This window comes from Pseudomonas sp. A214 (assembly GCF_900156295.1).
Classification (GTDB): Bacteria; Pseudomonadota; Gammaproteobacteria; order Pseudomonadales; family Pseudomonadaceae; genus Aquipseudomonas; species Aquipseudomonas rhizophila.
This window is the reverse complement of record NZ_LT707062.1, coordinates 2,947,738-2,974,616: the sequence shown is the minus strand read 5'-3', so window position 1 is coordinate 2,974,616 and position 26,879 is coordinate 2,947,738. Positions and strand designations below refer to the sequence as shown.

Annotated in this window: 25 protein-coding genes; 12 read left to right on the top strand and 13 right to left on the bottom strand. The window is 61.3% G+C overall.

The window, feature by feature from the left end; all coding sequences use genetic code 11:
- Nucleotides 1–13 precede the first annotated feature (13 nt).
- The gene (locus BW979_RS13485; protein ID WP_076384004.1) at nucleotides 14–835 is read left to right on the top strand and encodes an aldo/keto reductase; all 822 of its coding nucleotides are present in this window, start codon (nucleotides 14–16) and stop codon (nucleotides 833–835) included.
- Nucleotides 836–979: 144 nt separating this feature from the next.
- On the opposite strand, the gene BW979_RS13480 is transcribed toward BW979_RS13485, so the two are convergent.
- Nucleotides 980–3,343, bottom strand: a complete 2,364-nt coding sequence (locus BW979_RS13480; RefSeq protein WP_076384003.1) for a DNA polymerase II — start codon at nucleotides 3,341–3,343, stop codon at nucleotides 980–982.
- Between the two features lie 247 nt (nucleotides 3,344–3,590).
- On the opposite strand from BW979_RS13480, the gene BW979_RS13475 reads away from it, so the two are divergent.
- The 5 genes from BW979_RS13475 to BW979_RS13455 all read left to right on the top strand — a co-directional run bounded on the left by BW979_RS13475 (nucleotide 3,591) and on the right by BW979_RS13455 (nucleotide 7,546).
- A complete protein-coding gene (locus BW979_RS13475; RefSeq protein ID WP_047227760.1) occupies nucleotides 3,591–4,031 on the top strand; it encodes a CBS domain-containing protein in 441 nt (146 codons plus the stop codon).
- A gap of 69 nt (nucleotides 4,032–4,100) precedes the next feature.
- Entirely contained in the window at nucleotides 4,101–4,697 is a 597-nt protein-coding gene (locus BW979_RS13470) for a paraquat-inducible protein A (RefSeq protein WP_047227759.1), read from the top strand.
- Complete coding sequence (locus BW979_RS13465; RefSeq protein WP_047227758.1) at nucleotides 4,694–5,353, top strand: paraquat-inducible protein A; 660 nt, start codon at nucleotides 4,694–4,696, stop codon at nucleotides 5,351–5,353. The genes BW979_RS13470 and BW979_RS13465 overlap by 4 nt, the downstream gene beginning before the upstream one ends.
- Complete coding sequence (locus BW979_RS13460; protein ID WP_076384002.1) at nucleotides 5,334–6,992, top strand: PqiB family protein; 1,659 nt, start codon at nucleotides 5,334–5,336, stop codon at nucleotides 6,990–6,992. The genes BW979_RS13465 and BW979_RS13460 overlap by 20 nt, the downstream gene beginning before the upstream one ends.
- Before the next feature lie 17 nt (nucleotides 6,993–7,009).
- Nucleotides 7,010–7,546, top strand: coding sequence for a PqiC family protein (locus BW979_RS13455; RefSeq protein WP_076384001.1), 537 nt, complete (start codon nucleotides 7,010–7,012; stop codon nucleotides 7,544–7,546).
- Nucleotides 7,547–7,651: 105 nt separating this feature from the next.
- Here BW979_RS13455 and BW979_RS13450 read toward each other — a convergent pair whose 3' ends face one another.
- Complete coding sequence (locus tag BW979_RS13450; RefSeq protein ID WP_076384000.1) at nucleotides 7,652–8,281, bottom strand: glutathione S-transferase family protein; 630 nt, start codon at nucleotides 8,279–8,281, stop codon at nucleotides 7,652–7,654.
- 263 nt (nucleotides 8,282–8,544) lie between these two features.
- Between BW979_RS13450 and BW979_RS13445 the strand changes: the two genes are divergently transcribed.
- Nucleotides 8,545–9,096, top strand: coding sequence for a phage infection protein (locus BW979_RS13445; RefSeq protein WP_076383999.1), 552 nt, complete (start codon nucleotides 8,545–8,547; stop codon nucleotides 9,094–9,096).
- A gap of 149 nt (nucleotides 9,097–9,245) precedes the next feature.
- On the opposite strand, the gene BW979_RS13440 is transcribed toward BW979_RS13445, so the two are convergent.
- The 6 genes from BW979_RS13440 to BW979_RS13415 form a co-directional block, all read right to left on the bottom strand.
- Nucleotides 9,246–10,340 carry a DUF1615 domain-containing protein gene (locus BW979_RS13440; protein ID WP_076383998.1) on the bottom strand — a complete coding sequence of 365 codons (1,095 nt, stop codon included), beginning with the start codon at nucleotides 10,338–10,340 and terminating at the stop codon, nucleotides 9,246–9,248.
- Nucleotides 10,341–10,777: 437 nt separating this feature from the next.
- Complete coding sequence (hemB, locus tag BW979_RS13435; protein ID WP_076383997.1) at nucleotides 10,778–11,752, bottom strand: porphobilinogen synthase; 975 nt, start codon at nucleotides 11,750–11,752, stop codon at nucleotides 10,778–10,780.
- Nucleotides 11,753–11,865: 113 nt separating this feature from the next.
- Complete coding sequence (locus BW979_RS13430; RefSeq protein ID WP_076383996.1) at nucleotides 11,866–12,711, bottom strand: PhzF family phenazine biosynthesis protein; 846 nt, start codon at nucleotides 12,709–12,711, stop codon at nucleotides 11,866–11,868.
- A gap of 8 nt (nucleotides 12,712–12,719) precedes the next feature.
- Entirely contained in the window at nucleotides 12,720–13,418 is a 699-nt protein-coding gene (locus tag BW979_RS13425; RefSeq protein WP_076383995.1) for a glutathione binding-like protein, read from the bottom strand.
- A 71-nt stretch (nucleotides 13,419–13,489) separates the two neighbouring features.
- Nucleotides 13,490–13,888 carry a hypothetical protein gene (locus BW979_RS13420; RefSeq protein WP_076383994.1) on the bottom strand — a complete coding sequence of 133 codons (399 nt, stop codon included), beginning with the start codon at nucleotides 13,886–13,888 and terminating at the stop codon, nucleotides 13,490–13,492.
- 2 nt (nucleotides 13,889–13,890) lie between these two features.
- On the bottom strand, nucleotides 13,891–18,741 hold the full coding sequence (locus BW979_RS13415) for an RHS repeat-associated core domain-containing protein (protein WP_076383993.1): 4,851 nt from the start codon (nucleotides 18,739–18,741) through the stop codon (nucleotides 13,891–13,893).
- Nucleotides 18,742–19,109: 368 nt separating this feature from the next.
- On the opposite strand from BW979_RS13415, the gene BW979_RS13410 reads away from it, so the two are divergent.
- Nucleotides 19,110–19,784: a hypothetical protein gene (locus BW979_RS13410; protein WP_047228439.1), complete on the top strand. Its 675-nt coding sequence runs from the start codon at nucleotides 19,110–19,112 to the stop codon at nucleotides 19,782–19,784.
- 104 nt (nucleotides 19,785–19,888) lie between these two features.
- On the opposite strand, the gene mnmH is transcribed toward BW979_RS13410, so the two are convergent.
- Together mnmH and selD are read right to left on the bottom strand one after the other, a co-directional pair.
- The gene (gene mnmH, locus BW979_RS13405) at nucleotides 19,889–20,992 is read right to left on the bottom strand and encodes a tRNA 2-selenouridine(34) synthase MnmH (RefSeq protein ID WP_076383992.1); all 1,104 of its coding nucleotides are present in this window, start codon (nucleotides 20,990–20,992) and stop codon (nucleotides 19,889–19,891) included.
- Entirely contained in the window at nucleotides 20,992–22,026 is a 1,035-nt protein-coding gene (gene selD / locus BW979_RS13400) for a selenide, water dikinase SelD (protein WP_047228441.1), read from the bottom strand. Before selD ends, mnmH begins: the two co-directional genes overlap by 1 nt.
- 139 nt (nucleotides 22,027–22,165) lie before the next feature.
- On the opposite strand from selD, the gene BW979_RS13395 reads away from it, so the two are divergent.
- The gene (locus tag BW979_RS13395) at nucleotides 22,166–22,450 is read left to right on the top strand and encodes a hypothetical protein (protein WP_076383991.1); all 285 of its coding nucleotides are present in this window, start codon (nucleotides 22,166–22,168) and stop codon (nucleotides 22,448–22,450) included.
- A 5-nt stretch (nucleotides 22,451–22,455) separates the two neighbouring features.
- On the opposite strand, the gene BW979_RS13390 is transcribed toward BW979_RS13395, so the two are convergent.
- Nucleotides 22,456–22,908 (bottom strand): DMT family transporter, encoded by a 453-nt coding sequence (locus BW979_RS13390; RefSeq protein ID WP_076383990.1) that lies wholly within the window; start codon nucleotides 22,906–22,908, stop codon nucleotides 22,456–22,458.
- A 2-nt stretch (nucleotides 22,909–22,910) separates the two neighbouring features.
- Complete coding sequence (locus BW979_RS13385) at nucleotides 22,911–23,405, bottom strand: DMT family transporter (RefSeq protein ID WP_047228444.1); 495 nt, start codon at nucleotides 23,403–23,405, stop codon at nucleotides 22,911–22,913.
- Nucleotides 23,406–23,516: 111 nt separating this feature from the next.
- On the opposite strand from BW979_RS13385, the gene BW979_RS13380 reads away from it, so the two are divergent.
- The 3 genes from BW979_RS13380 (at nucleotide 23,517) to BW979_RS13370 (ending at nucleotide 25,946) form a co-directional block, all read left to right on the top strand.
- Nucleotides 23,517–24,449 carry a LysR family transcriptional regulator gene (locus BW979_RS13380; RefSeq protein ID WP_047228445.1) on the top strand — a complete coding sequence of 311 codons (933 nt, stop codon included), beginning with the start codon at nucleotides 23,517–23,519 and terminating at the stop codon, nucleotides 24,447–24,449.
- A gap of 53 nt (nucleotides 24,450–24,502) precedes the next feature.
- The gene (locus BW979_RS13375; protein WP_047228446.1) at nucleotides 24,503–25,288 is read left to right on the top strand and encodes a hypothetical protein; all 786 of its coding nucleotides are present in this window, start codon (nucleotides 24,503–24,505) and stop codon (nucleotides 25,286–25,288) included.
- A 70-nt stretch (nucleotides 25,289–25,358) separates the two neighbouring features.
- On the top strand, nucleotides 25,359–25,946 hold the full coding sequence (locus BW979_RS13370) for a hypothetical protein (protein ID WP_076383989.1): 588 nt from the start codon (nucleotides 25,359–25,361) through the stop codon (nucleotides 25,944–25,946).
- Nucleotides 25,947–26,160: 214 nt separating this feature from the next.
- Here the strand turns inward: BW979_RS13370 and BW979_RS13365 are convergent, their stop codons facing one another.
- Nucleotides 26,161–26,877: an alpha/beta hydrolase gene (locus tag BW979_RS13365; RefSeq protein ID WP_047228448.1), complete on the bottom strand. Its 717-nt coding sequence runs from the start codon at nucleotides 26,875–26,877 to the stop codon at nucleotides 26,161–26,163.
- Nucleotides 26,878–26,879 lie beyond the last annotated feature (2 nt).

Sequence of the window (26,879 nt, the reverse complement as noted above, 5' to 3'; positions counted from 1 at the left end):
ACAGGAGGTAGACATGAGGACTCTGGAACTGGCTGGCGAGGCCGTACCGGTGATTGGCCAGGGCACCTGGCGCATGGGGGAAGAACCGTCCCTTCACAAGAAGGAAGTGGCGGCCCTGCGCCTGGGCATTGAATTGGGCATGACGCTGATCGACACGGCGGAGATGTACGCCGAGGGCGGCGCCGAAGAGGTCGTTGGGGAAGCGATCACCGGCCTGCGGGACCAGGTTTTCCTGGTGAGCAAGGTGTATCCCCACAATGCCAGCCGCAAAGGCATTGCGCTTGCCTGCGAACGCAGTTTGCGCCGACTGGACACCGATTACATCGATCTCTATCTGCTGCATTGGCGCGGGCAATACCCGCTGGAAGAAACCGTCGAAGCGTTCGAACGCCTGCGCCAAGAAGGCAAGATCGGCCGCTGGGGCGTGTCGAACTTTGATGTCGCGGACCTTGAAGAACTGGCTTCACCGGCCTGCGCCACCAACCAGGTGCTGTACAACCTGCAGGAGCGTGGCATCGAATTCGACCTGCTGCCCTGGTGCCAACAGCAGCGCATGCCAGTCATGGCTTACTGCCCGGTCGGCCAGGGCGGGCAACTGCTCAAGGACCACACCTTGGGCCAGATCGCCGAACGCCATGGCGCAACCCCAGCGCAGATCGCCCTGGCCTGGCTGTTGCGTCAGGACAATGTCATTGCCATCCCCAAAGCCGTTCAGACTGAACATGTGCGCTTGAACGCCGAAGCGGCCAACCTGAAGCTCGCACCCCAGGATCTGGCGGCGCTGGATTTGATATTCCCGCAGCCCGAAGGCAAGCAGCGCTTGGCGATGGTCTAGTTCTCACGAGCAAAGCGCTTTTGTGGCGAGGGAGCTTGCTCCCGCTGGGGCGCGTAGCGGCCCCTTCTGGCGGTTGCTGCGCAACCGAGCGGGAGCAAGCTCCCTCGCCACAAAAGCCTCCCGCCCGCAACACTGGCGCATCCGTCAGAACAAGCCCATCTGCCCCCCCACCAGGGTCGAGAAATCGTCATCCACAAACGGCAGAATCGCGTCCGCCACCGGTTGCAGCTGTTTGGTCACGTAATGGTCGTAATCGATCGGTGCGCTGCGGGTTTCCAGCGGCTCGGGGCCGGCGACAGTGATCACGTAGCTGATCCACCCGCCGTTCTGGTATTGCCGCGCACGGCCCTGGCGCTGGTTGAACTCGTCAGCCAGCCGCGCGGCGCGCACGTGCGGCGGTACGTTGCGTTCGTAGTCTTCCAGAGGCCGGCGCAAGCGCTTGCGGTAGACCAGCCGATCATCGAACGCTCCGGCCAGGGTCTGGTGCACATAATCGCGCACATAATCCTGGTAAGGCTTGCGGTGGAAGATCCGCCCATACAGCTCCTGCTGGAACTGCCGGGCCAGCGGCGACCAGTCGGTGCGCACGGTTTCCAGGCCCTTATAGACGATCTCGTCGCTGCCGTCGGCGCGGGTTACCAGCCCGGCATAGCGCTTCTTGCTGCCCTCTTCCGCGCCACGAATGGTGGGCATCAGAAAACGTTTGAAATGGGTTTCGAACTGCAACTCCAGTGCGCTCTCCAGCCCGAACTCATCACGCACGTGTTCGCGCCACCACTGATTGACGTATGCCACCAGTTCCTGGCCGATGGACGCCGCCTCTTCCTGGCCGTGGGCCCGGCGCAACCAGACGAACGTGGAGTCGGTATCACCGTAAATCACCACATGCCCCCGGGCTTCGACCAACTGCCGGGTACGCTGCATGATCTGGTGACCCCGCAGGGTGATGGAGGACGCCAGCCGCGGATCGAAGAAACGACAGCCACTGGAACCGAGTACGCCATAGAAGGCGTTCATGATGATTTTCAGTGCCTGGGACAGCGGTGCATTGTGTTCCCGCTTGGCGGTTTCCCGGCCTTCGGCCACCCGCGCCACGATGGCTGGCAGGCAATGCCGCGTGCGGGAGAAACGTGCCCCGCGAAAACCGGGCACCGACTGGCTTTCGTCCGGGTGGCGCAAGCCTTCGATCAAGCCCACCGGGTCGATCAGGAAGGTGCGGATGATCGACGGATACAGGCTCTTGTAGTCCAGCACCAGCACCGACTCGTAGAGTCCCGGCTGGGAATCCATGACAAAACCACCCGGGCTGGCCTCGGGCGGGCGCTGGCCAAGGTTCGGCGCAACGAAACCCTGGCGGTGCATCAGTGGCATGTACAAGTGTGTGAAGGCCGCCACCGAACCACCGCTGCGGTCCGCCGGCAGACCGGTAACGCTGGCCCGCTCCAGCAGGAACTTGAGCAGCTCGGTCTTGGCGAAGATCCGCGTCACCAGCTCACAGTCCTTGAGGTTGTAACGAGCCAGGGCCGGTTTGTCCTCGGCAAACATGCGATTGATCTCGTCCATGCGCTGGTACGGGTTGTCGATGGACTTACCCTCTCCCAACAACGTCTGGGCGACATTTTCCAGGCTGAACGAAGGGAAACTCCAGGTCGCCGAACGCAGCGACTCAATGCCGTCGATGATCAGCCGGCCTGCCGCCGAGGCGAAAAAGTGATTGTTGCGCGCGCCATGCTCGCGCCACTGCATCTCCTCCCCGCCTCGCCCCAGGCGTAGCGGCACGGCCAGGCGCCGGGCGTGCTCATGCAGCACGCGCAAATCGAACTGCACCAGGTTCCAGCCAATGATCGCGTCAGGGTCGAAACGGGCGAACCAATCGTTGAGTTTCTTCAGCAGCAAAGTGCGCGATTCACAATATTCGAGCTGGAAATCCACGGCAGTATCGTCGCCATTGGGCGGGCCGAGCATATACACCTGACGCTCGCCGCAGCCTTCAAGGGCAATGGAGTACAAATCGCCCTGGGCGGTGGTTTCGATGTCCAGGGACACCAGACGCAAAGGCGGACGATACTCGGGCGCCGGTTTCATCTGGGCGTCCAGCAGCAGGCCCTCAGCGGCCTTTGTGCCACCGAACCAGACCGGCGCGGTGATGAAACGCTCCATCAGGTAGCGTTCCGGTGGACGGATGTCAGCTTCGAACACCTCCACGCCGGCACGGCGCAAGGTGGTGTCCAGGCGCATCAGTTGGGCATGTTGCCGGCAATACAGGCCCAGCACCGGTCGATGCTCGAAATCCAGCAGGTCCAGGGGTCGCAATTCAACGTCCTTCTCCCCTTGCAGCAAGGCTTCGACCTGACCGCGCTGAATCTGTGGCACGAATGCCACCGACGGCTGCACCGGCAAGCGCACGCGCCGGGGGCCGGTGTCGGTCGCCAGCCAGAATTCGACTTCGGTGCCGGCCGGGGTATCGCGCCAATGCCGGGTCAGGACGAAGCCCTGCTGTAGATCCACCGCTGCAACCTCGATTTTTTGCGTAAGCGACGATTCTACCTGTGGTGAGGGGATTTATCTGTGGGAGCAAGGCCTGCCCCCACAGTGGCGATAAATCCCTCGCCCCAACAGTGCATGGCCTCACTTCGGTGGTGAACTCACCGACAATGACGTTTTTGGACGACTGACTGCCGCTTTACCGCTTGCTCTGCGCCGTTGGGTCTACGATTCTTAAACCACCTGCAAAAACAACACCTGAGGCTTCCCCATGAAAACCGTCGCGCAGTTGCTCCGGATCAAAGACGAGAAAAACCAGCAAGTGCACACCATTTCACCGGACGACATGGTGCTGCAGGCCCTGATGCGCATGGCCGAGAAAAACGTCGGTGCCCTGCTGGTGGTGAAGAACGGCGAAGTACTGGGGATCATCAGTGAGCGCGACTACGCGCGCAAAATGGTCTTGCATGGCCGCTCCTCAGTAGGCACCAAAGTGAGCGACATCATGGTGTCACCCGTGATTACGATAGACCCCCACCAGAATGTCGAAACCTGCCTGAGCATCATGACCGAAAAACATTTGCGGCATTTGCCGGTGGTCGAAGACGGCAAACTCGTCGGTCTGCTGTCCATTGGTGACCTGGTCAAGGAAGCGATTGCCGAGCAGGCGGACCTGATCCGACAACTGGAGCAATACATTCGCGGCGAATGACCCGTTCGGGCGGGTTGCTCAATCCCAACCTCCTTCTATATTGAAGGAGTTGTCCTGCCGAGCATCCCGATGGCCGATACCGACCGACTGATCATTTGCGAACATTGTGATGCGGTGTACGAGCCGATGGTGCTCGCTGCGCATCAGAAAGCCTCGTGCGTGCGGTGTGGCGCGGTGATTCAGCGCTACAACGGCCTGACCATTGAACAGCGCCTGGCCTTGAGTGTGACGGCAGCGGTGTTGTGGGCTTTCGCCAACATCTATCCAGTGATGAGCATCCGTCTCCAGGGGCTGAGCAACAGCGCGACGCTGTGGGATTCCATCGTGGCCCTGAGCCAGGGCCCCATCACCTTCATCGCCCTGGTGGCCGCGGTGGCGATCATCATTGCCCCGGTCTTTCAGTTGGTATTGCTGATCTGGGTGCTGGCCTACGCCTACGCCAATCAACGGGCGCCGGGGTTCAGTCTGTGCATGCGCAGCCTGGAAGCACTGCGGCCGTGGAGCATGCTGGAGGTGTGCCTGTTGGGTGCGCTGGTGGCGGTGATCAAACTCGCCGGGCTGCTGGACGTGCTGCCGGGCATCGGCCTGTTTGCCCTGGCCGCCCTGAGCCTGCTGATGATCCGCATCGCCGGACGCGATGTGCGCGATTTGTGGGACAACCTATGAACCGCGAACCGTTGCCTCCCCCGCCCTTGGCCCGCGACCTGAACCTGTGCCTGTGCCACAGCTGTGGCCTGGCCTGTGACATGAGCGACGAGCCCGAGACCTGCCCCCGCTGCGACGCCCCGTTGCACCGGCGCAAACCCGACACCCTCACCCGTACCTGGGCCTACATGCTGGCGGCATTGGTGTTCTACATTCCGGCCAACCTGCTGCCGGTGATGAATACCCAGATGCTCGGGGATGGCGCCGACAGCACCATCATCAGTGGCGTCATCGAATTCTGGCAGGGCGGCGCCTGGGACATCGCCCTGATCATTTTCATCGCCAGCATCGCGGTACCAGGCATCAAGTTCGTGGTACTGACCTTGCTGTTGGTCACCGTGCAGCGGCGCAGCACCTGGGCCCAGGTCCAGCGGGCGAAACTGTATCGGCTGGTGGAAGTCATCGGCTACTGGTCGATGCTCGACGTGCTGGTGGTGGCGCTGGTCGCGGCGCTGGTGAAATTCCAGGCACTGAGCGATATCGAACCGCGACCGGGCATCCTGTTTTTCGGCCTCGTGGTGCTGTTCACCATGCTGTCGGCCATGAGCTTCGACCCGCGCCTGATCTGGGACACCCAACCATCCGAGGAGGCCATGGATGAAGTCGCAAGCCACTGACGGGCAGCAACCGGCACCAGGTCGCGCCCATGTCACCAGCCGCCGCTGGACGGTGTCGCTGGTATGGATAGTGCCGATCATCGCGGTGCTGGTAGGGCTGTCCCTGGTGGTCAACAACTGGCTGCAGGAAGGTCCGACCATCACCATCACCTTCAAGACCGGCCAGGGCCTGACCGCCAACAAGACACCGGTCAAATATCGCAACGTGGTCATCGGCCAGGTCACCGACGTGCAATTGAGCGACGACCAGAAGAACGTCACCGCCACGGTCAAGCTGGCCAAGACGGCGGAGACCTTCACGCACGAGGACTCGGTGTTCTGGGTCGTACGCCCGCGCATCGGAGCCGGCGGAATTTCCGGGATCGATACCCTGCTGTCAGGGGATTTCATCGGGGCCGACGCCGGTCAATCGAAGGTTCGTGCCAAGTCCTTTACCGGCCTGGAAGCCCCGCCACCGATCACCTACGGTGAACCGGGCAAGCGCTTCACCCTGCATTCCCAGGACCTCGGTTCACTGGACATCGGCTCGCCGGTGTACCTGCGCAAGATTCCGGTGGGCCAAGTGGTGTCCTATGCACTGGATGCCGATGGCAAAGGGGTCAACATCGACGTATTCGTCAATGCGCCCAACGATGTCTACGTCACCGAAAACACCCGGTTCTGGAACGTCAGCGGCGTGGACGTGAACGTCGGCGCCAACGGCTTTGCGGTCAAGACCGAGTCACTCTCGGCGCTGCTGGTGGGCGGCATCGCGTTTCGGGCACCGGAATACAGCCCCAACGACAGCCCCGCTAGCGAGGACAAGACGTTCGAGCTGTTTGCCGACCAGCAGAGCGCCCTGGCCCCGCCGGATGGCAAGGCGCAATACCTGGCTTTACGCTTCGATCAGGCATTGCGCGGATTGCGGGTCGGAGCGCCGGTCGAATTCCTGGGCGTCGAAGTGGGCAGGGTCGTCGCCATCAATCTGGATTTCGACGAGAAGCTGCGCAGCTTCCCGGTCAATGTCGGCGTGGTGTTCTACCCTCAGCGCCTGGGCAAAGCCCATGAAAAACTGCTCAAGGCGCTCAATCACAACCCGGATGACGAAGCTGCCGGCGCTCGCCTGATCGGCAGTTTCGTCGAACGCGGCCTGCGTGCCCAGGCCCGTAGCGGCAACCTGCTGACCGGGCAGTTATACATCTCGCTGGACTTCTACCCCAAGGCCGAAAAAGTCACTTTCGACGCCAACGCCCGCCCGGTCCGTATACCGACCATCCCGGGCAGTCTCCAGCAACTGCAGGAACAACTGCAGGCGATGGTCGAGCGAATCAACAAGCTGCCCCTGGAAAGCGTTGCCAGCAACCTGAATGGCAACCTGGTGGAATTGCGCAAAGGCCTGGCCCAGTTCAACAGCAAGACCCTGCCAAGCGTGCAAAACACGCTGCAGGACGTGAGCAAGACCCTGCAATCGGCCAACTCGACCCTGGCCGAAGATTCGCCGCAACGCGAACAACTGACGCAGACCCTGGACGATCTTGGGCGCATGTCGCGTTCGTTGCGCGAGCTGTCCGACTACCTGAGCCGCCATCCCGAATCACTGCTTCGCGGCCGTCCCAAGGATGCACCGGCGCAAAACCTCACATTGCCGGCGAACGAATGACCACAGGAGCACGCCCCATGCCGCTGATGCTGAAACTCCCCCTGGTTGCCTTGGTGCTGCTGCTTGCTGCCTGCCGCGGCGATCCGATCCAGTACCACACCCTAAGCCCGGCTCAACCTGCCGGCCAGCCACGCACGAACATGGACATCCAGCTCGAGCAGGTGAGCGTTCCGCCTCAGGTGGACCGTGCGCAAATGGTCATCCGCCAAGGCAACAGCGGGCTGGCGATCCTGGAAACACAATGGTGGGGCGCCAGTCTGGCCGATGAACTGCGCAGCAGCCTGGACGAACAACTGAGCAACCCAGGCGCAGCGAGGTTATTGCTGCGGGTGGATGTGCAGCGCTTCGATTCGATCCCCGGCCAATATGCCCGCATGGACGTGCAGTGGCGCCTGCGCGACCTGGGCAACGAAGCCCATACCCTGACCTGCCGTAACAGCCTGCAAACGCCGGCGGGGAGCAGCATCGATGAGCTGGTGACGGCCCATCAGCAAAATGTGCGGCAGTTTGTCGGCCTCGTTGAGCAAGCCGCCACCAAAATGACATGCCCTTGACCCGTAGGCGCTGCCGAAGGCTCGGGCCGCGTTTGGACGATCTTTCTGTTTTGATCTTTCGTTTGCTACTCAGAAAAACCGCAGCCTCGCTGCGCTCGACAGCGCCTACAAGGGCCAGTGCAGCGACAGCACCGGCGCAATGCGCGGATGGCGGTCGATGCGCTCCAGTAGCTCGTAGAACGGCGGTCGGGCATTCAGCATGGCCTCCCGCGTGTCTTCCCACTTCGTGACCACGGCGGCCAGGATATCCAGCGCTCCCGGCTCGGCACCGCTGAGAAAAGGACGAGCCGCAAACTGGTCGGCAAACAGCGCCCAGTTGCGATGTAGCCGCTGTCGGGTGCCCGACACCAATTGCTGCCGGGTCGCTTCATCCGCGTCGACCAGCCAGCGCTCTGGAAAATCGATGATGCCGATGGGCGTGTAGCAATTGGCGACGATATAGACCAGGCCCCGTATGGCTTGAGCACGTTGGGTCGGATCGTCCGGCAGCAACTTCGATTCAGGAAACACCAGCCCGAGATGGATCAGAATCGCCGCGGCTTCGGTCAGCACCGAACCGTCCGGCAATTGCAAGGTCGGGACCTGCTTCTGAGGGTTCAATGCCTGTAGCTCTTTCGACGCCTCGTTGTCTTCGGTCGAATAGGCATCGACACGGCGATAAGGCACGCCACACAGGCACAGGGCGATCTCCACAGCCGAAGAGCCGGATTGCCTGTAGCCGAATAACTGATACATGAACTTGCCTCCTGCGCTTGGGGGGTAGCCGGTAGAACCCGCGGGCCCGCCAGTGTTCCACCCGGCAGACGACACGCACTCTCCATGGAAGCGAGCCTGCCCGCGATGTCGGCGGATCAGTCAACATCAATATTGCTTGCCAACCGCTCGGCGAGGTATCACCGCCGTCGATATTCACCATCAGGCCAATGAAGTTCTCTTGATTGTCGCTCCGGACAACAATGGCTCCACACCAACCCACTGCATCCCCGGAGCACACAATCATGAAACGCCAAATCATCCTCAGCCTCGCTTTCTCGGTACTGGCAGCCAACGCATTCGCCGCCTCCTCCCACCCGGTCGTTGCCGAAGGTGGTTCTGATCGACTGATCGAAAAACGTGTTGCCGAAGGCGGCTCCGATCGCCTGATCCAGAACCGCGTTGCCGAAGGTGGCTCTGATCGTCTGATCCAGAACCGCGTTGCTGAAGGTGGTTCCGATCGCCTGCAACAGAACCGCGTTGCTGAAGGTGGTTCCGATCGTCTGCAACAGAATCGCGTCGCTGAAGGTGGTTCCGATCGTCTGCAACAGAACCGCGTTGCCGAAGGTGGCTCCGATCGTCTGCAACAGAATCGCGTCGCTGAAGGTGGTTCCGATCGCCTGCAACAGAACCGCGTTGCTGAAGGTGGTTCCGATCGCCTGCAACAGAACCGCGTTGCTGAAGGTGGTTCCGATCGCCTGCAACAGAACCGCGTTGCTGAAGGTGGTTCCGATCGCCTGCAACAGAACCGCGTTGCTGAAGGTGGTTCCGATCGTCTGACTCAGAACCGTGTATGAGTTGTTCAATCCAAATGCGTGACGAAACCCAACTCAATGTGTGGCGAAGGAGCCCCCTCGCCACAATGCTTCAAACACCTCTGGAACCTAACGCATCACCATGAAAGCCCGGCCTTATCCGCCGGGCTTTTTCATTGCCCACCGATTGCCTAGCGTCCCGCAGCCCGCGTCATACAACGCCGGTAACGCTCATCCACTCGCTTGGCGAACCACGCCGTGGTCAGCTTGCGCGTGATTTTCGGGCTCTTGAGCACGATTCCCGGTAACACCGCCCGAGGTAATTGCTTGCCCTCGGCCTTCTCAGCCAATTCGAAGACCCGCTTGTACAGTTTGCTGTCCTCGAACGCCAGGCTGTCGCCCTGCTCCAACTGGTCGCGAATGGTCGGGTTGCGCATCCCCAGCGACCTGCCCAAGGTGCGCACCGCCAACTCGGTGCTGCCTGGCATGATGGAACCATGCAAGATCAAATCGCCGTCCAGAGCCAGGGGAATGCCTGAGGCACGACTCACTGCATGCTGGAATGCCGCGTTGCGGCTGGCGTACCATCCGGCATTGAAATCGGCGAAACGATACAGCGGTTCGGTGTAGCTCACCGGATACCCCAGCAGATGCGCAATACCGAAATACATCCCGCCGCGACGACTGAACACCTCCCGACGAATCGACCCATCCACCGCATAGGGATAATCCCGGGCATTTGCCTGGGCAAACGCGATGCTGACCTGCATCGGCCCTCCGGTGTGCACGGGGTTGAAGCTGCCGAACAGTGTCTTGCCCAAGGGCACCATGCCAATGAAGTCATCGAAAATCGCACTCAACTCCTTCTCGCTGCGCGCGGCATTGAGCCGATCACTGTAGCTTTTGCCATTGGGCGAACGCACCTGGAGGGCGCCGCTGATCAACAGACCCGGAATGTGCATCTTTGCCGCGCGACGATCGATTTCCTGCCGGGCGATCTTGCCCAACCCCGGTACCGCCGGATCAGCCTGGAACGTCGATTCCTGTTCGGTCACCGCCAGGACGGAACAGATATTCTGCGTCGTGGGTGAGATTTGCTGAGCGGCAAAAGCCACGTAGATATCCGTCGCCCAGCCCTCGCGATCCACAGTCTTGGCCGGCAACAACCGCACAATCTGCGCCTTGACCTCGGCAGGCTGGCGTTCCGGTTCCTGGGTCTGACGGCTGCCGCAACCGGCCAGGGTCAACAACGCGGTGAGGCTGATCATCAATCGATTGAGTTGCATGTTGCTCCATCAAGTCTGTTATTGCGCAGCAACCATACGATCAAAAGCCGGTACAGGCTATGTTCTGTTCATCAGAGCCAAAAGGGGTCTTGAGAGCAAAGAAGGCTCGACAGCAGCAAAAAGCTGACGTGAGAGATGGGTGGCCTAACACCATCAGTGTGGGAGCAAGACTCCACAGTAGATTTTGGGTGGGTGTCTGTGGGAGCAAGGCTTGCCCGCGATGACGGCGGCACATCCGACATTGATGCAAGCTGGCCTACCACTATCGCGAGCAAGCTCGCTCCCACAGGGTTGACCGCGGATGCTCACAGTTTTAGTCCACGCCACAAGTCCCATGTGGGAGCGAGCCTGCTCGCGATGACGGCGGCACATCCGACATTGATACCAACTGGCCCCCCACTATCGCGAGCAGGCTCCCACAGGAAATCCAGCGTCGATCAGATCCCGCTTAGCGCCAGATCCATCGCAAAATAGGTGAAGATCAGGTCCGCCCCTGCTCGTTTTATCGCGCCGAGACTTTCTCGCACGACGCGAGCTTCGTCGATGGCGCCGGCCTGGGCGGCGAATTTGATCATCGCGTACTCGCCGCTGACCTGATAGGCCGACAGGGGCAGGTTCGAAGCCTGGCGAATATCGCGGATGATATCCAGGTACGCGCCAGCAGGTTTGACCATCAGTGCATCGGCCCCTTCCTGCTCATCAAGCAAGGACTCGCGCAGTGCTTCGCGGCGGTTCATCGGGTTCATCTGGTAGCTTTTGCGGTCGCCTTTCAAGGCACTGCCGCCCGCCTCGCGGAACGGACCGTAGAGCGCTGAAGCGAACTTGGTTGAATACGCCATGATTGCCGTCTGGCTGAAACCGGCTTCGTCCAGGGCTTTGCGAATGGCCTGGACCTGCCCGTCCATGGCGGCGGACGGCGCGATCACATCAGCCCCGGCACGGGCCGCCGCCACGGCCTGTTTACCCAGGTTGAGCAAGGTCCGGTCATTGTCCACTTCATGCCCGTGAAGCACCCCGCAATGGCCGTGATCGGTGTACTCACAAAAACAGGTGTCAGACATCACGATCATTTCCGGCACCGCGTCCTTGCAGATCCCGGCCATGCGCGACACCAGGCCGCGCTCGCTCCAGGTGTCGCTGCCATCACTGTCCAGGTGATGGGACACGCCAAAGGTCATTACTGACTTGATACCGGCACGGGCATACCGCTCGATCTCACCGGCGAGTTTCGATTCAGGAATGCGCGCCACGCCCGGCATACTCTTGATCGGTACAAAGTCATCGATTTCTTCTTCGACGAAAATCGGCAGCACCAGGTCGTTCAGGGTGAACTCGGTTTCCTGGAACAGACTGCGCAGGCTCGCATTGCGACGCAGACGGCGTGGACGTGCTTCGGGGAACTGACTGGACATGGGACTCCTGAAAAATGGGTGCTCGATCGCAGGGGCCAAAGCTTATGCCCTCACCCGCCTGGGCACAAACGCCGACCGGAAAACAGAGTGTTACCGGCCGGGCAATAATCGGCTTACAAGGTCAGTGAGCCATTGACGCAGGTCACCACCGCACCACCAATCCAGACGTCCTCGCCCACCTGCTCAACATGAATCCGCCCCGCTCGCCCCATGGTCAAGCCCTGGCTGACCACATAGCGCGACGGTGCCAGCCCCTTGGCCAGCATCCACTGGGCCAGCCCGGCGTTCAGGCTGCCGGTGGCAGGATCCTCCGGCATGCCGTCGCCGGCAATGAAACCGCGCACTTCAAATTGCGCCTCATCGCCATCCACGGCCGGTTCCCACGGCGCGATGACGCCCACGGCCAGATCCCGCAACTGCTGGTAATCGGGCTTGAGTGCCAACACTTGCTGGCGATTCTTGAGCATCAATGCCAGCCAGCCGGCACCATTATCAACCCACTGCGTCTCGACAATCGCCTCGGCCTGCAACCCCAGTCCCTTGCGCACTCGCTCCAGCACTTGAGCCTCCAGCGGGCCGGACTTGAGCAAGGGCGGCGCCTGAAAAGCCAACCCGAAATCGCTGCGGCGAATTCTTACCAGGCCAACGCCACATTCCTGCACGATCTGCGGCCCTTTCGGCACGCCTCCGGCCTCCAGCCAGGCATGGCAGCTGCCCAAAGTCGGATGACCGGCAAACGGCAGTTCAGTCGAGGTGGTGAAAATGCGCACCCGGTAATCCGCCTCCGGATGCTGCGGCGCCAGCAGGAAAGTGGTTTCGCTGAGGTTGGTCCAGTTGGCAAAAGCGGCCATGCGCTCGTCACTGATCTCGTCCGCCCCGAGCACCACCGCCAGCGGATTCCCCTTGAGCGGCACTTCGCTGAACACGTCCAATTGCTTGAAATTGAAACAGCTCGTCATCAGTCCACTCATTCCGGAATTTTCAACCCGCGTGCCACTGCCGGCCGCGCCAGGAAACGCTCCAACACCCGCGTTACATTCGGGAAATTCTGGATACCCACCAGATCCCCCGCTTCATAAAAACCGATCAAGTTGCGCACCCAGGGAAACGTGGCGATATCGGCGATGGTGTAGCGCTCGCCCATGATCCAGTCCCGGCCTTCAAGACGACCATCAAGCACCTTGAGCAGGCGCTTGCTTTCCTCGACGTAACGATCACGAGGTCGCTTGTCTTCATAGTCCTTGCCCGCAAACTTGTTGAAGAAACCCAACTGCCCGAACATCGGCCCGATCCCGCCCATCTGGAACATCAGCCATTGAATCGTCTCGTAGCGCGCCGCCGACTCCTGGGCCAGCAACTGCCCGCTCTTGTCCGCCAGATAAATCAGAATCGCCCCCGACTCGAACAACGCCAACGGCTGATCCCCCGGCCCATGAGGGTCGAGAATCGCCGGGATCTTGTTGTTGGGGTTCAAGGAGAGGAACTCCGGGGATAGCTGGTCATTGCTGCCGAAGTCCACTTTGTGGGGTTCGTAGGGCAGGCCGATTTCTTCCAGCATGATCGAGACTTTCACGCCGTTGGGGGTCGGCAGGGAGTAGAGCTGGATCCACTCCGGGAACTGGGCGGGCCATTTTTGGGTGATGGGGAATGGGGTTAGGTTGGGCATCGGGCGAATTCCCAGTATTAGCTAGAGAGAGCTGAAGCATAAATCAGATGACGGAGATTTTGGATCCCAAGTCATGATCCTGCGATCACAGATTGCAGCCAGCGCTGATGATATTCAACCTGCTCCCTGATATTGCTTGTTAGATTTTGATCTTCATAATCAAATATATTCACTATATCGCCTTCGTCAGCCGGCTCCCCCCAACGAACTTCGTATGCAACTATCCCCCCAGACATCTGCGAAGTCATCCGAGATGTATGGACGTTTAGTTTGGCGCCTTTACATAAAAATTTCACATCAGGAAAATCCTCTCTCACTTTCCCTAGACACACGTAATAATCCAGTCCTGTATAAACCCGAACCTCCCCATCCGGCATTGTAATCCGCATCTCAATAGTTCTTCGTGCACACTCAACAACTGCATGCTTCACAATGCCACCAACCTCAACCGCCACTTCCTGCGTATCCATTTTCACCACCTATCAAAATTGGGTATCGAGTAGCCCACATACGACCCATCATCATTCACGGGCGTCGCTCCGACTATATCTTTCTTATCTATGCCTCCAGGCACAGCTATTTCCACCTCTTTTCGATGCGGCGACAGCACACCGAGTTTTTTATTAACATCAATACCTCTCACATTTTCGAGCACATACACATACCCTGATCGAAAACCAAAACTCGTAGCAAACTTTACCGCCTCTGACTTTGAAGTAGTGGTACTTACATAAATACTCGGAGGCTTTCGATTATCCTGAGCGTGCAAGTACAAATCCGTACTGAAGCCTAACGGCTCGAAACCTACGTCAAAAATTTCCCAAGGTTCCCTTGTGTCACCCCGATACGTATAGGTATTTTTTGGCTTGGTTTGAGGGAGCTTAGACTCACCCTCATCCACCCCAACCTTAGCCGCCGGATCCTGACTACCAACCGCCGACCGGCACCCACCCTTCCCCGGACAATCCACCAACCCCAACGGATCCACCCACCCCGTCGGGTTCAGGGTGTAGCGATACCCGTTGAGGCCACCCGCCAGTTTGCTCGGGTCAGGCGTCAGGTAGCGGCCGGTTTCCGGATTGTAGTAGCGGTGCCGGTTGTAGTGCAGGCCGCTTTCGGGGTCGAAGTATTGGCCCTGGAAGCGCAACGGTTGTTCAAGCTGTTCGCCGCCGCCGTGGACCAGTTCGGTGGTTTTGCCGTAGCCGCTGTAGCGTGCTGACCAGACGATTGTGCCGCCGTAGTTGGTCAGTTCCTGGGGTGTGCCCAGGTGGTCGAGGTGGTAGTAGAACGGGCAGGCGTTCGGGCCTTTGCCATCGAGCAGGGCCAGTGGGCGGAAGGTGCCCGGTTCGTAGACGTAGCTGCGGTGGTGGCGCGGGCTGCTTTCGGCGACGACCTGGTCGCCCTGCCAGAAAAATTCCGTGGTCAGGCCGTCCACGGTCTTGCTGATGCGTCGGCCGAAGGCGTCGTAGCGGTAGGACGTTTCGCGCCCGTGCGCCGTGGTGACGCCGATCAGTCGGTGTTGGCTGTCGTAGCGGTATTCGCTGACGAGGCACTGGGCCTTGCCGCGCCGTTCGCGGATCAGGTTGCCGAAGGCGTCGTAGTCGTAGTGCCGGTCGCCCTCCATCAGCAGGCGATTGCCCTTGAGGGTCGTCGGGCCGGGGCGGTCTTGCATCAGCAGGTTGCCGGCCGGGTCGTGGGCGAAGTGTTCCGGCGGCTCGCTGTGGGAATAGTCGATGCCGATCAGGCGATCCAGCGGGTCGTACTGGTAATGGCGGCGGTTGCGCTTGTCGGAAATCGACTGCAGGTTGCCATTGGCGCTGTAGGCATAATCGCGCCAGAACAGTTGCTGCTGGTTCTGCCACACCGTCTGGGCCTTGAGCCGGCCTTGTTCGTCGTAGTCGTACTGGCTGAGCAGCAGGCCTTGGCGGCGCTGGCGTTCGCGCCCGCCGCTGAGCTGGTGTTCGGTGAGGCGCGAGCCGTTCAGGTCGATGGCCGTCAGCGCGCCGCCCCGGGCGTGGTGGTAGTCGAGCTGGCTGTTGTCCGGCAGGCGCAGGTGATTGAGGCGTCCGCAGGCGTCGTAGCGATAACGCAGGGTGCCCCAGCCCTGGTGTTCGCTGATCAGCCGGTCCTGGGCGTCGTATTCGAAGGCCAGCGGGTGAGCGGTGCCGTCGTTGACGTGGACCAGCCGGCCCAGCCCGTCGTAGCGGTATTCGATGGCCTGGCCGTCGGGCAAGGTCTTGACCAGCAGCCGCCCGGCCCCGTCGCGCTGGTAGCGGGTGACCCATTGGGCGCCGTCCGCGCCGTGCTCGGTTTTCTCCAGCAGGTGGCCATTGAGGTCGTAGGCGTAGGCGGTGCGTTGGCCGTCAAAGCCGATCTGCTGTCGGATCAATCCGTTCGGCGTGTAGTCCAGCTGATATTTTTCGCCGGATTCGTTTTCGATTTCAGTCAGCAACAGCCGCGCCGAATCGTAGCGATATTTCAGTTCGCTGCCGTCGGGGTTGAGGCGACGGCTGATCAGGTGCAGGTCGTCGGCGTATTCATAGCGGGTGGTCCGCCCCAGCTCATCGCGCTCGGCGGTGACCTTGCCGTAGGCGTTGTAGTGCCAGGCGCGGGTCGCACCACCCGGCAAGGTGGTTTCGAGCAGGCGGCCCACCGCGTCCCACTGGTAGTGCGTGAGGGCGCCGTGTTCGTCCTGGCGGGTCAGCAAACGCCCCAAGGCGTCGTAGGAAAAACACCGGCGCCCCGTGTCAGGCAGGGTTTCTTCGGTCAGTTGGCCCAGTTGATTGCGGGTAAACCGATGCTCGCTACCGTCGGGGTAACGGATCGCCAGCAACTGCCCCTGGGCATCGTAGTCATAGCCGGTGCTCTGGCCGTGCGGATCGATGGCCTCGATCACATCGCCCTGGGCGTTGCGCCGGTATTGCCACACGGCCTTGCCGCGTGAGCGGGCGTGCAGGAAACCGTGGCGGTATTCGTAGGACGTCGGTTCCTCGTCCGGCGGAATCAGCGCCACCAGCCGTCCGGCTTCGTCGTAGCGGTATTCGGTGACGGCGCCCAGCGGGTCCTGTTCGGCGATCAGCCGGCCCTGGGGGTCATAGGCCTTGAGGTGCTCGCCGCCATCGGGCTCGACCTTGCGCACCAGCCGTGCCCGCTCGTCGTGGACGTACACCTCCTGGCTGCCATCCAGATGCTGGACCGTGACCTGCCCGTCCTCGCCCCAGGTGTAGCGGCTGTCCATCTGCGCAAACGAGGCCCAGTGCCGCACGCAGCGGGCTGCGCGGCCTGCCCCTTGCCACTCCCAGAAGAAACTCGCACCGCCGGCCAGTTGCCGTTGCAGGATGACGTGCTGGTCGTCGTAGTCGTAGCGTTCGCTTTCACCGGCGGCATTGGTGGCTTCGATCAGTCGGAAACGTCCGTCGTAGCGGTAGGACACCAACGTCTGTTCAGTGCGCCAGGCTTCGTCGAGGGTGATGGCCGGGTGAAAGCTCTGGTAGTCGATGGCAACCAGGTGACGTTGCTCATAACGCAAGCGCAGAGCGCGTCCGGCGCCGTTGTCCAGGCGGCTGATGTCGCCATGGATGTTGCGCTTGATCGTCAGGCGGTTGGCGTAGCGGTCGCTGAGGGCGGTCAGATGGCCGTCGCGAAAGTGTAGGAAAGGCGCGTCTTCGCCCGGCTGGGCGATGATCAGTTCGTCCGGTTCCACTCCGAGGTAAATGGCCGCGCGGGCCAGGCTGTTGTGGATCGCCGGGCGTTGCTCGCTGGGCAGCGGAAACGTCGTACGGCGGTTTTCCTGGTCGATCCAGATGACCTGCTCGCCTTCAAGCAACAGGCGATGCGCCAGGGCATGGCTCCAGCCGCGGCCCAGGCCGATGTCCAGGTCCACCGCGCTGGTGCGGTACAAGCGGGTGAAGACAAACGGCAGCCGGCCATCGAGGGTACCGTCGTCCAGGGTCAGCAGCTCCTCGCCAGTGACCATCGACACCGGGCAGCCGCTGGTCTGGGTCAGGGCCGCGGTGTCGGCGCTGTCACCGTTGGGGTTTTTCGATTGGCTGGGGGCGTCGTCGTGGGGTTCGTGTTCGCTCAGGCGTGTAGAAGGCTGGGATTTTTCCCGCGCCACGGCGGCCGGATTGCTCACGGACACTGGCGCAGATTTCTCAGGGGTAATGTGCAAAGGTCCGACAGGCGTCGGTTTTAAAGGCGCACGCTGACTGACCACCAACGGTTTGAGCACATCGGCATGTTGATCGAGCCGGTCGGGGGTGAGTTGGCCCAATCTCAGGCTCGACGCCAGCAACCACTTCCGGGCCCGCTCCGAGCGGACCCGGCCCAGCACCTTACCGCTCATGCGCAGACCCAGGCCCAGCCCCCCGGTCAAACGCATCAGCAGGAAGTTGATCAGCACCGAGGCGCGCATCTCGCCCACGACTTCAGCGACGTGCTGGGGCGGCAACATCCGTAGCCAACTGGCGAAGGCCGCCATATGCACGAAGAGCAACGGCTCGTCGCTCAACACCATCAACCCTTTGGCGATTGCCTCGGAGGACGCCTTCAGTAGCTGCTCAAGCTCGGCTTGAGTCAGGTACTCCAACAACTTCTCGCTGTTGGCCTGCAGGTCCGCCAGCAGTTCGAAGACCTGTTTGACGTCGTCCCACAACTGATGCAGGGCGTTTGTGAACCCGCGCCAATCAGCTTGCTGCAATGCGCTGTAGCGCTCGAGAAATCCGCTGTCGGAAAACTCCAACCACAGCGGTTGAAATTCATCCCACTCCGCTTGCAGCCAACCTTCCAGTTGAGCAATCACGTCACGGTAGGACGCGTACAGCGCCTTGACATGCTCGGCCGTCACATGGGGAAAAAAGGTGATGCGATAACGCTGGCCCCGCCAGCAGTCGGGGACTTCCAGAATGCCGCTGGGGCCGATCACGTGATGAACCGGTTCGCCGAAGGTTTCTTTCCCCGGCTCGCCCCCGGTGACCGGTTCCAGCATCACCGGTGTGTCGCCAATCGGCACGAAGCGCGCCGCCTGGAACATGTGCACCAGCGTCAGCGGCCCCTCCGCCGGACAAGCGACCACCGTGGCGCTGACAGGTTGATCAAGCTCCTTCGGTGCCGCCAGGGATACTTCGTTGCCGACCTTGAACACCTGCTCGATATCCAGCGCCCAGCCGGTCCAGAAACTTTCAGCCCAGGCGTCGTAGTCGTTCAGGCAAGTGCGGAAGTCCGCCAGCACCGCTTCGATGTCCGGCTGCTCGGAGTCCATGGCCGCAATCACCAGCGAGCCGATGACGTTGTTCAAAGCCAGGAGTTTGTCGGGGGCGAACATGCGGAAATCTCGCGGTGCGGGGACGGACGCGAGACTTTGCCGAGGACGGCAGGGAAAATAAGTCAGAGGAGGAGACGGCAGGTGTAAGGCGATTCTTTAAATACAAAACCCAAATGAACGCGTCACGAAACTCGCACCCTTCATTCTTAAATTCGCAACATCCTGTCGCTAACATTCGCCCTACCTCCTGGCAGGAGGCCTTACAGTGCACGGAATCGGTCGGTATCGAACCAAAGGGCGCCAGAGGACTCTGAGCAATGCCCCGAGAAATCGAAGCGGCATCACGACAAGGAAAACACCGGAAGCCAAAAACTTCCTGGTGCCCAGGTTTGTCAGCCTGACTTGAGAGAGCCGAAGAATATTATTCAATGATGAACCCACTGAATTTCGCCAAACGCTTCAAGCGCCGACCGTGGCTGATGTTGCCTACGCTGCTTGTCGCTTGTGGCCTGGCGCTGTTGCTGGAGTCGAGCGTCAGTCGCGCCCAACCGGCCGACGGTATCCAGACCTTGGTGTTCCTGCGCCACGCCGAGAAACCCGCCGGCGGCCTGGGCCAGCTCAATTGCCAGGGGCTGAATCGCGCCATCGACCTGGCCACCCTGCTACCGGAGAAATTCGGCAAGGCCGACTATGTGTTCGCGGCCAACCCTACCCGCAACGTCGAAGAGGGCGAGCTGGACAATTCCTACAGCTACATCCGCCCACTGATGACCATAAGCCCCAGTGCCATCAAGCTCGGGCTGCCGGTGAACATCGAGTATTCAGCCAATGACACCAGTGACCTGGCTGACGAACTGCTGCACGACAAGTACCACAACTCGACCATCTACACCGCTTGGTCGCACGGCTACCTGCCGGAGCTGATCAACCAGGTCGCCAGCGACGCGATGGGCAAGAAGCAGACGATTACCGATGATTGGGAATCGGGGGATTTCGATTCGCTGTACGTGCTGACCCTGACGTGGCACAACGGCAAGGCCAGTCTCACCAGCCAGAACTACAAGCAAGGCCTGGACAACGGGCAGGAAACTTGTCCGACATAGGCTGCGGACATTACTTTCGACAATACTTCCTCAATCACCGCCACTGGTCCCCACCGTTATCGCGAGCAGGCTCGCTCCCACAGGGGATTGGCGGTGGGCAGCGATCACCCTTTGCGGGCCGCTCGCTCACGCAGATACTCCAGCACCGCCACCTGCTCACCCGCGAACTCGATCCGCCCGCCCTTCTTCTCGCGCTGGAACACGTACATCGGGTCGTAATACTCACGCAACAGGCCTTCGATCCAGCCACGATGCAAGTCGACGGCGCCGCTGGTCGCCTGCTCGGCCAGGGCCGCTTCCATGATTTGGAGCAAACGTCGATGGCGGTCGCCACCCAGGCGCTTATGGATGTTATTGAGGCTTGCCAGCAACCGCTCGCAAAACAGCGAGAACCCTTCATCGCCATGGACTGCGACAAATTCGCCGCACAGGTTGATGACGTAATCGCGCAGAATCCGCTCGACCCGCCGCTCCAGGCTGTCCTCAAGCCAGACCATCGGAACCTGTTGCATGCGCTGGTACAAAGACAGCGGCAAGGCGCAACTGCCGACCATGCGGCTTTCATCTTCCAGCACGAACTGTTCGATACCAGCGGCACGTTTTTTCAGCACATCCACGGCCAGCAGGTTCTCGAAATCGATATTGGAAGGCTGCCCGGTGGCGCGCTTGCCGAAGCTCGAACCGCGATGGTTGGCGTAACCTTCCAGATCCAGGCTGTTGCCCAGTTGAGTCAGCACTTCTGTCTTGCCGGTGCCGGTCATGCCGCCCAGCAACACCAGGTCGCATTGGGCAACCGCCTGCTCGACGGTGTCGAGCAGGAATGTACGCATGGCCTTGTAGCCGCCGCCGACCCTGGGATAGTCAATGCCCGCCTCGTCCTTGAGCCATTGCTGGACGATCTGTGAGCGCAAGCCACCTCTAAAGCAATACAGCACACCGTCAGGATGGGCCGTTGCGAACTCGGCCCAGGCCTGGATGCGTTGCGCCTTGGTGTCGCCGGACACCAATTGGTGCCCCAGGACAATGGCCGCCTGCTGGCCCTGCTGCTTGTAGCAAGTACCGACCCGTTGCCGTTCGATGTCGGTCATCAACGGCAGATTGACCACGCCGGGGAATGCGCCCTTGAGAAATTCGACGGGGGCACGGGTGTCCATCATCGGTCGGTCATTGAGAAAAATGTCGCGGTAATCGGTGATGTCATGGGTCATCAAGACACCTCGACCGCGTAGGTCTGTCGCTCGACCAGTTCACCGATCGGCTCCAGTGCAAACCCCAGTTCAGCGGCGACCGCCAGAAACGCTTCGTTGCCCTCGGGCGTGACGGCGATCAGCAGTCCGCCGCTGGTCTGCGGGTCGCACAGCACTCGCTTGTGCAGTTCCTGCACGCGCCCAACCTTGCTGGCGTAGCTGTCGTAGTTGCGCAACGTACCGCCCGGCACGCAGCCTTGGTCGAGGTAATACTCGACGCCCGGCAGACGCGGCACCGCGTCGTAGCGGATACGCGCCGTCAACTGGCTGCCATCGGCCATTTCCACCAAATGCCCGAGCAGGCCGAAACCGGTGACGTCGGTCATCGCCGCCACGCCGTCGAGCTTGCCGAAGCGGCTGCCCGGCTTGTTGAGGGTGCACATCCAGTCGCGGGCCAGGCCAACATCGGCGGCGCGCAGCTTGCCTTTCTTTTCCGCGGTGGTGAGGATGCCGATGCCCAAGGGCTTGGTCAGGTACAGGCGGCAACCGGCGGTGGCGGTGTCGTTGCGCTTCATATGACGCTTTTGCACCAGGCCCGTGACCGCCAGGCCGAAAATCGGCTCGGGCGCGTCGATCGAATGGCCGCCCGCCAGGGGAATGCCTGCTTCGTCACATACCGAACGACCGCCGCGAATCACTTCGCGAGCGATTTCCGGGGCCAGTACATTGACCGGCCAGCCGAGAATCGCAATCGCCATCAACGGATCACCGCCCATGGCGTAGATGTCGCTGATGGCATTGGTGGCGGCGATGCGACCGAAATCAAAAGGATCGTCGACAATCGGCATGAAGAAATCGGTGGTAGAGACCACCCCGCGCTCCTCGTCGATGGCGTATACCGCAGCGTCGTCCCGGGAGGCATTGCCAACCCACAACTTGGGGTCAAGGTTCTGCGCACCGCTGCCGGCCAGGATCACTTCCAGCACCTGTGGCGAAATCTTGCAGCCGCAACCGGCGCCGTGGCTGTACTGGGTCAGGCGAATCGGCTCGCTCATGGGCATACCTCTCGTAAGTCAAGGTGGGCGATTCTAGCAGCAACGCCGCCGGTTCAGTGCCGGCGCGAACCCATTGAATTTTCCCCCACCAGAGGAATCACTAGAAGACCAGCCGAGCATTCATCCCAGGAGACCGCCGATGTCCCTCGCCCCCGCTGCCGACGACAGCACCGACCTTAAGTATGGCCTCGACACGCTGTTTGGTCGCCAGACCCAAAGCGTCGATTGCCGCTACGATGTCCAACGCCTGGATGACGGTGAACCGGTGTGGTTCGCCCTGCACGTTCAGCCACCGCTGCCGGATGATCTGGAAAAAGCCCAGATCGTGGTCTTCAGCACCGAAGGCCGGCACATTGGCGGTATTGTCCGGCTTGCCAAGCGTCTGGACGATGGCAGCCTGCGACTGGAAGTCGAGCCCGACTGAGGTTCTCAGGCCTGCCGTGCACTGCTGCGATACATGAATACCAGCGCCAGCGCCAGGCAGGCCATTGCCAGGACCCGACTCCCGGACAACTCAATAGCGGGGTTGCCCAACCAGCCGAAATTGTCGATCAGCATGCCCATGGCCAACTGCCCGAGGATCACTGCCACGGTCGCCACGGCGGTGCCGACCCTTGGCACCGCGCCGACCATGACCATCATGTACACCACACCAAACAAGGCACCGCCAAGTTGCCATTTCGGCACGTCCAGCAGGCTGAGGGCGTGAGCGGGTTCAAAAAACACGATCAGTAACCCGGTGACCACCGTGCCCACCACGAATGTCAGCAGACTGCTGCGCAGCACACCGACCGTCTGGCCCAGGCGACCGTTGATGGCCGCCTGCACGCTCAACACCGCACCGGCAACAACGACCAGCAGCAATAGCAAAAACAGATTCATATTCAACCTCGGGCAATCAGGACAAGGGCTACGACGATCAGCGCCAAGGCGAGCCAGCGCTCGCCGTTGACCCGCTTGCGGGTTGCACCGAACCAGCCGAAGTGGTCGATCAGCACGCTTTTACCCACTTGCCCGGAAAGGATTGCGACCATGGTCATGGCAATGCCGATGTGGGGCGTGGCAAGCGTCAGCACGACCACGTAGATCGGCCCCAGGAAACCGCCGATCAATTGCCAGCGCGGCAACTCATTCAAGGCGGGGCCTTGTTGCGGACCACTGAGCAGCAACAGCAGAAACAGAATCGCCGAACCGACGCCGAATATGCTCAGGGTTGCCCAGAGATGCCCCACTTGAACCCCCAGCGGCCCCAGCAGACCGGCCTCTACCGACAGGCCCATGCCAGCCAGGATCACCAGGGGCAGCAACAGCCAGCGCAAAAGCGCTCGTGGTTTGGAGGCAGCCGCCGGGGCGGCGGCGTTGAGTGAAGACGCTTGCATGATCAGAACCTCTGAGAAGAACAATGAGCGGGATTATCGGCTGGCGCAGCTGTGCGATAAATGGGAGCATCCAGACAACACTTTTGCGCAACTCGCACAGCGGAGCAGTCCATGCACGGTCTCAATGAACTCGGCTTCAAGGCCCTGCGGTTGTTTGTCGCCGTGCTCGACCACGGCAGCTTCTCGGAGGTGGCCCGGCGCGAAGGCCTGGCGCCGTCGTCGATTTCCCGGCAGATCCAGTTGATGGAACAGGCCCTCAACCAGCAGTTGTTGTATCGACACACCCGCGCTGTTTCGCCCACTGAAGCCGGCCGCCTGCTGGGTCATCATGCACGCCTGTTGCTGGTGCAACTCGAAGAAGCCGAACAGGCGCTGCAGGAACAACACAGTGAACCGGCTGGACTGGTGCGGATCAATGCCCCGGTGGTGTTCGGCCAGCGCCATCTGACGCCGTGGCTGGGGTCATTGTGTGAGCGCTACCCGAAGCTGCAACTGGACATCCAGCAAACCGACAGCTACGTCGACCCGCTGCAGGAAGGCGCGGACCTGCTGTTTCGCATCGGCCCGCTGCACGATTCAGGCATGCAGGCGCGAATCCTCGCCCCGCACCGCTTTCAGATCGCCGCCAGCCCCGCGTACCTGGCGCGTTGCGGCACACCGCTCAAACCCCAGGATCTGGCGAACCATCAGTGTCTGGCCTACAAAGGCGTGGCCGGCCAGCAACGCTGGTTTTTCCGCCGTCCGGGTCAGGCCTGGACACCCTACAGCGTCAAAGGGCCGATCACCGGCAACCATGCCGACACCCTGACCCAGGCGGCCGAACAAGGCCTGGGGCTGGTGATGTTTCCGTCGTGGCTGATCGGCGAAGCCGTGCGCAACGGCACCCTGGTGCCGGTATTGCGCGACTACGAAGCCTCCAACAGCCTTGAGCCCCAGCAGATCGCCATTCTCTGGCCGGGCAGCCGACGTCTGTCGGTGAAAGTGCGTACCGTGATCGACTTTTTCCTGCAGTGTTTTGGCGAAGTACCTTACTGGGATCGCTGAAACTGCGAGGTCGGTGCTAACGTGTCGACCCGTCGCCTGACAAGGATAACCCCGTGCTGCTCCTCAAATTATTGGTGATTCCCGCTTTCCTGCTGCTGATTTCCCTGGCGGGCCGGCGTTGGGGACCGAGCGTGGCCGGTTGGCTGTCGGGGTTGCCGGTGGTGGTGGGTCCGATTCTGTTGTTCCTGGCCCTGGAACAGGGCGAGGCGTTTGCCGCTCAGTCGGCGACAGCGGCGCTGTCGGCCATGTTTGCAATGATTGCATTCTGTGTGGTGTACGCCCGGGTCGCCCAGCATCGTGACTGGCCTTGGGCGCTGGGTATCGCGTTGGGTGTCTGGGCGCTGGTGGCGATGGTGCTGTCCTGGTTGCCGGCCTCGCTGCCGCTGTCGAGCGTGATCGCCATTGTGGCATTGCTGGCCGCGCCCTATCTGTTCCCGACAGTTCGACCGGTGATGAGCGGCCCGGCTCCCAAATCCGACAAGCTGCTGCTACGCATGGTCGCCGGCGCGCTGTTGACCCTGGCGGTGACGCTGCTGGCCAGCACCGTGGGTGAACGCTGGAGCGGGCTACTGGCGGTGTTCCCGGTGCTGGGCAGCGTCATGGCAGTGTTCTCCCAGCAAACCCGTGGCGCGGCCTTCACCGCCGCGTTGCTGCGGGCCACGGCCACTGGCATGTATTGCTTCACCGCGTTCTGCCTGACCCTGGCCCTCACCCTGCCGCTGCTCGGCATGCCGGCCTTTGTCGTGAGTGTCGCGGTGTCGGTGGTCATGCTGCTGGTGACCCGCCGCCTGCTGGTGCGCGCCTCTGCCCCACGGGCCAATGATGTGGCGCACTCGTGACCGACGCTGGAGCCGGTTGGACGCCCATGGGATGATCGCGCTCAAGCACACCCCTTTGTGGAGCGTTTCAATGTCATTGGTAAGTAAACAAGTCGCCGCCCTGGTGCTGACGGCCATCGCCAGTCTGGTGGTGGTGCCTGCCTATGCCGCCCAGCCCAAAACCGGCGGCGCAGCACCGGCACAAAAGGTTTCCCTGCTGGGAAGCAAGTTCAACTTCACCCTGCCCAAGGGCTTCACTGCCACACCGCTTCCGGCCGGCGATGCCGCTCAGGGCACGGCGGGGGCGAAGGGGACGATGTACAGCAATGCCACCAGCAAAACCGTGGTGATCACGGCTGAAAACACCATCATCGATGGCTCGAATGTGAAAGACGACGACAGCACATTCCTCGATGCCACCATGGCCGACTTCGCCGTCCAGAAAATCAAGGCCCTGCCGGATGCCAAGATCCTGAGCGAGAAAAGCCTGACCCAAAAAGGTACCGGCCTGGGTCTGCGCCAGCTCGATACCAAGGCGACCCAAGGCGGTGGGCCGACCCTCGATACCACGTTGCTGGGCGCTTCCGGCACGCGCATGGCAGTGGTACAGATCATTTCCCGGGCCAGCGACAAGGCCGGGCATGAGGCGCTGGTGAAGCAGATTGTCGCTGGTCAGTGACTTGATGGACCGGGTGGTTTTCATCGCGAGCAGGCTCGCTCCCACAGAGATTCTGGGGCGACATGAATCTTGATATCCAATCTGCTATTCATCGCGAGCAATCTTTGCCCCAACAGGACTGGAAGCAACCTCGTTTCTGGGAGCGACTCGGGAAAAAGGTGGGAGCGAGCCTGCTCGCGATGGCGGCGGCACACTCAACCCCTCTGTCACTGAATCAGGGATTAAGCCGCTCCAGCCAGGCGCGCAGATCCCGCACCTGCATGGCACTGACGCTGTGGCCAACGCCCGGATAGGCATGGAATTCGGGCTCCAGGGCCAGGGTCTTGAGGAAGCTGTCTGCCTCGGTGCCGTCATGGTATGGGATCACCGAGTCCGCCGTACCATGACCGATAAATACCGCCAGCGTCCGGCGCGACTCGTCGGGTGTCAGTTCGGCCCGCAGTACCGACAGCACCCGCCCGCCCAGCGCGGCAATGCCACCGACGGCCTCGGGATGGCGCAGGGCGACCTCGTAACTCATCATCGCGCCCTGGCTGAAACCGACCAGGTATACGTTGCTCGCATCGGTCGGGTACTTGACCCGGGCCTTCTCGATGAAATCCAACAGCATCTGGCCGCTGGCCTTCAGGTCCGCGGTATCACCGTCGTAGGCGCCCTCGCCCTTCTTGGCAAACCATTGATACTGGCCCCGCTCCACGGTCTTGGGCGCTCGTACCGATAGGTAGTTGTAGTCACTGGGCAGCTCATTCTTGAGGTCGAACAGGTCTTGTTCGCTGCCGCCGGAGCCATGCAGGAAGATCACCAGCGGCCGGTTTCTGGCCTGCTCATCGGCATGGGCCAGGTAATTGAGGGGCAAATCGGTGTGCAGCGCAGGCTGAGCCTGCAAACCGCAAGACACTACCAACAGCAACAGGGCGAGCGCTTTGAACATCA

Bases quoted from the DNA above. Each gene is read 5' to 3' on its own strand.
- BW979_RS13485 (WP_076384004.1), top strand. From the start codon at position 14: ATGAGGACTCTGGAACTGGCTGGCGAGGCCGTACCGGTGATTGGCCAG.
- BW979_RS13475 (WP_047227760.1), top strand. From the start codon at position 3,591: ATGAAAACCGTCGCGCAGTTGCTCCGGATCAAAGACGAGAAAAACCAG.
- BW979_RS13470 (WP_047227759.1), top strand. From the start codon at position 4,101: ATGGCCGATACCGACCGACTGATCATTTGCGAACATTGTGATGCGGTG.
- BW979_RS13465 (WP_047227758.1), top strand. From the start codon at position 4,694: ATGAACCGCGAACCGTTGCCTCCCCCGCCCTTGGCCCGCGACCTGAAC.
- BW979_RS13460 (WP_076384002.1), top strand. From the start codon at position 5,334: ATGAAGTCGCAAGCCACTGACGGGCAGCAACCGGCACCAGGTCGCGCC.
- BW979_RS13455 (WP_076384001.1), top strand. From the start codon at position 7,010: ATGCCGCTGATGCTGAAACTCCCCCTGGTTGCCTTGGTGCTGCTGCTT.
- BW979_RS13450 (WP_076384000.1), bottom strand. From the start codon at position 8,281: ATGTATCAGTTATTCGGCTACAGGCAATCCGGCTCTTCGGCTGTGGAG.
- BW979_RS13445 (WP_076383999.1), top strand. From the start codon at position 8,545: ATGAAACGCCAAATCATCCTCAGCCTCGCTTTCTCGGTACTGGCAGCC.
- BW979_RS13440 (WP_076383998.1), bottom strand. From the start codon at position 10,340: ATGCAACTCAATCGATTGATGATCAGCCTCACCGCGTTGTTGACCCTG.
- hemB (WP_076383997.1), bottom strand. From the start codon at position 11,752: ATGTCCAGTCAGTTCCCCGAAGCACGTCCACGCCGTCTGCGTCGCAAT.
- BW979_RS13430 (WP_076383996.1), bottom strand. From the start codon at position 12,711: ATGACGAGCTGTTTCAATTTCAAGCAATTGGACGTGTTCAGCGAAGTG.
- BW979_RS13425 (WP_076383995.1), bottom strand. From the start codon at position 13,418: ATGCCCAACCTAACCCCATTCCCCATCACCCAAAAATGGCCCGCCCAG.
- BW979_RS13420 (WP_076383994.1), bottom strand. From the start codon at position 13,888: ATGGATACGCAGGAAGTGGCGGTTGAGGTTGGTGGCATTGTGAAGCAT.
- BW979_RS13415 (WP_076383993.1), bottom strand. From the start codon at position 18,741: ATGTTCGCCCCCGACAAACTCCTGGCTTTGAACAACGTCATCGGCTCG.
- BW979_RS13410 (WP_047228439.1), top strand. From the start codon at position 19,110: ATGATGAACCCACTGAATTTCGCCAAACGCTTCAAGCGCCGACCGTGG.
- mnmH (WP_076383992.1), bottom strand. From the start codon at position 20,992: ATGACCCATGACATCACCGATTACCGCGACATTTTTCTCAATGACCGA.
- selD (WP_047228441.1), bottom strand. From the start codon at position 22,026: ATGAGCGAGCCGATTCGCCTGACCCAGTACAGCCACGGCGCCGGTTGC.
- BW979_RS13395 (WP_076383991.1), top strand. From the start codon at position 22,166: ATGTCCCTCGCCCCCGCTGCCGACGACAGCACCGACCTTAAGTATGGC.
- BW979_RS13390 (WP_076383990.1), bottom strand. From the start codon at position 22,908: ATGAATCTGTTTTTGCTATTGCTGCTGGTCGTTGTTGCCGGTGCGGTG.
- BW979_RS13385 (WP_047228444.1), bottom strand. From the start codon at position 23,405: ATGCAAGCGTCTTCACTCAACGCCGCCGCCCCGGCGGCTGCCTCCAAA.
- BW979_RS13380 (WP_047228445.1), top strand. From the start codon at position 23,517: ATGCACGGTCTCAATGAACTCGGCTTCAAGGCCCTGCGGTTGTTTGTC.
- BW979_RS13370 (WP_076383989.1), top strand. From the start codon at position 25,359: ATGTCATTGGTAAGTAAACAAGTCGCCGCCCTGGTGCTGACGGCCATC.
- BW979_RS13365 (WP_047228448.1), bottom strand. From the start codon at position 26,877: ATGTTCAAAGCGCTCGCCCTGTTGCTGTTGGTAGTGTCTTGCGGTTTG.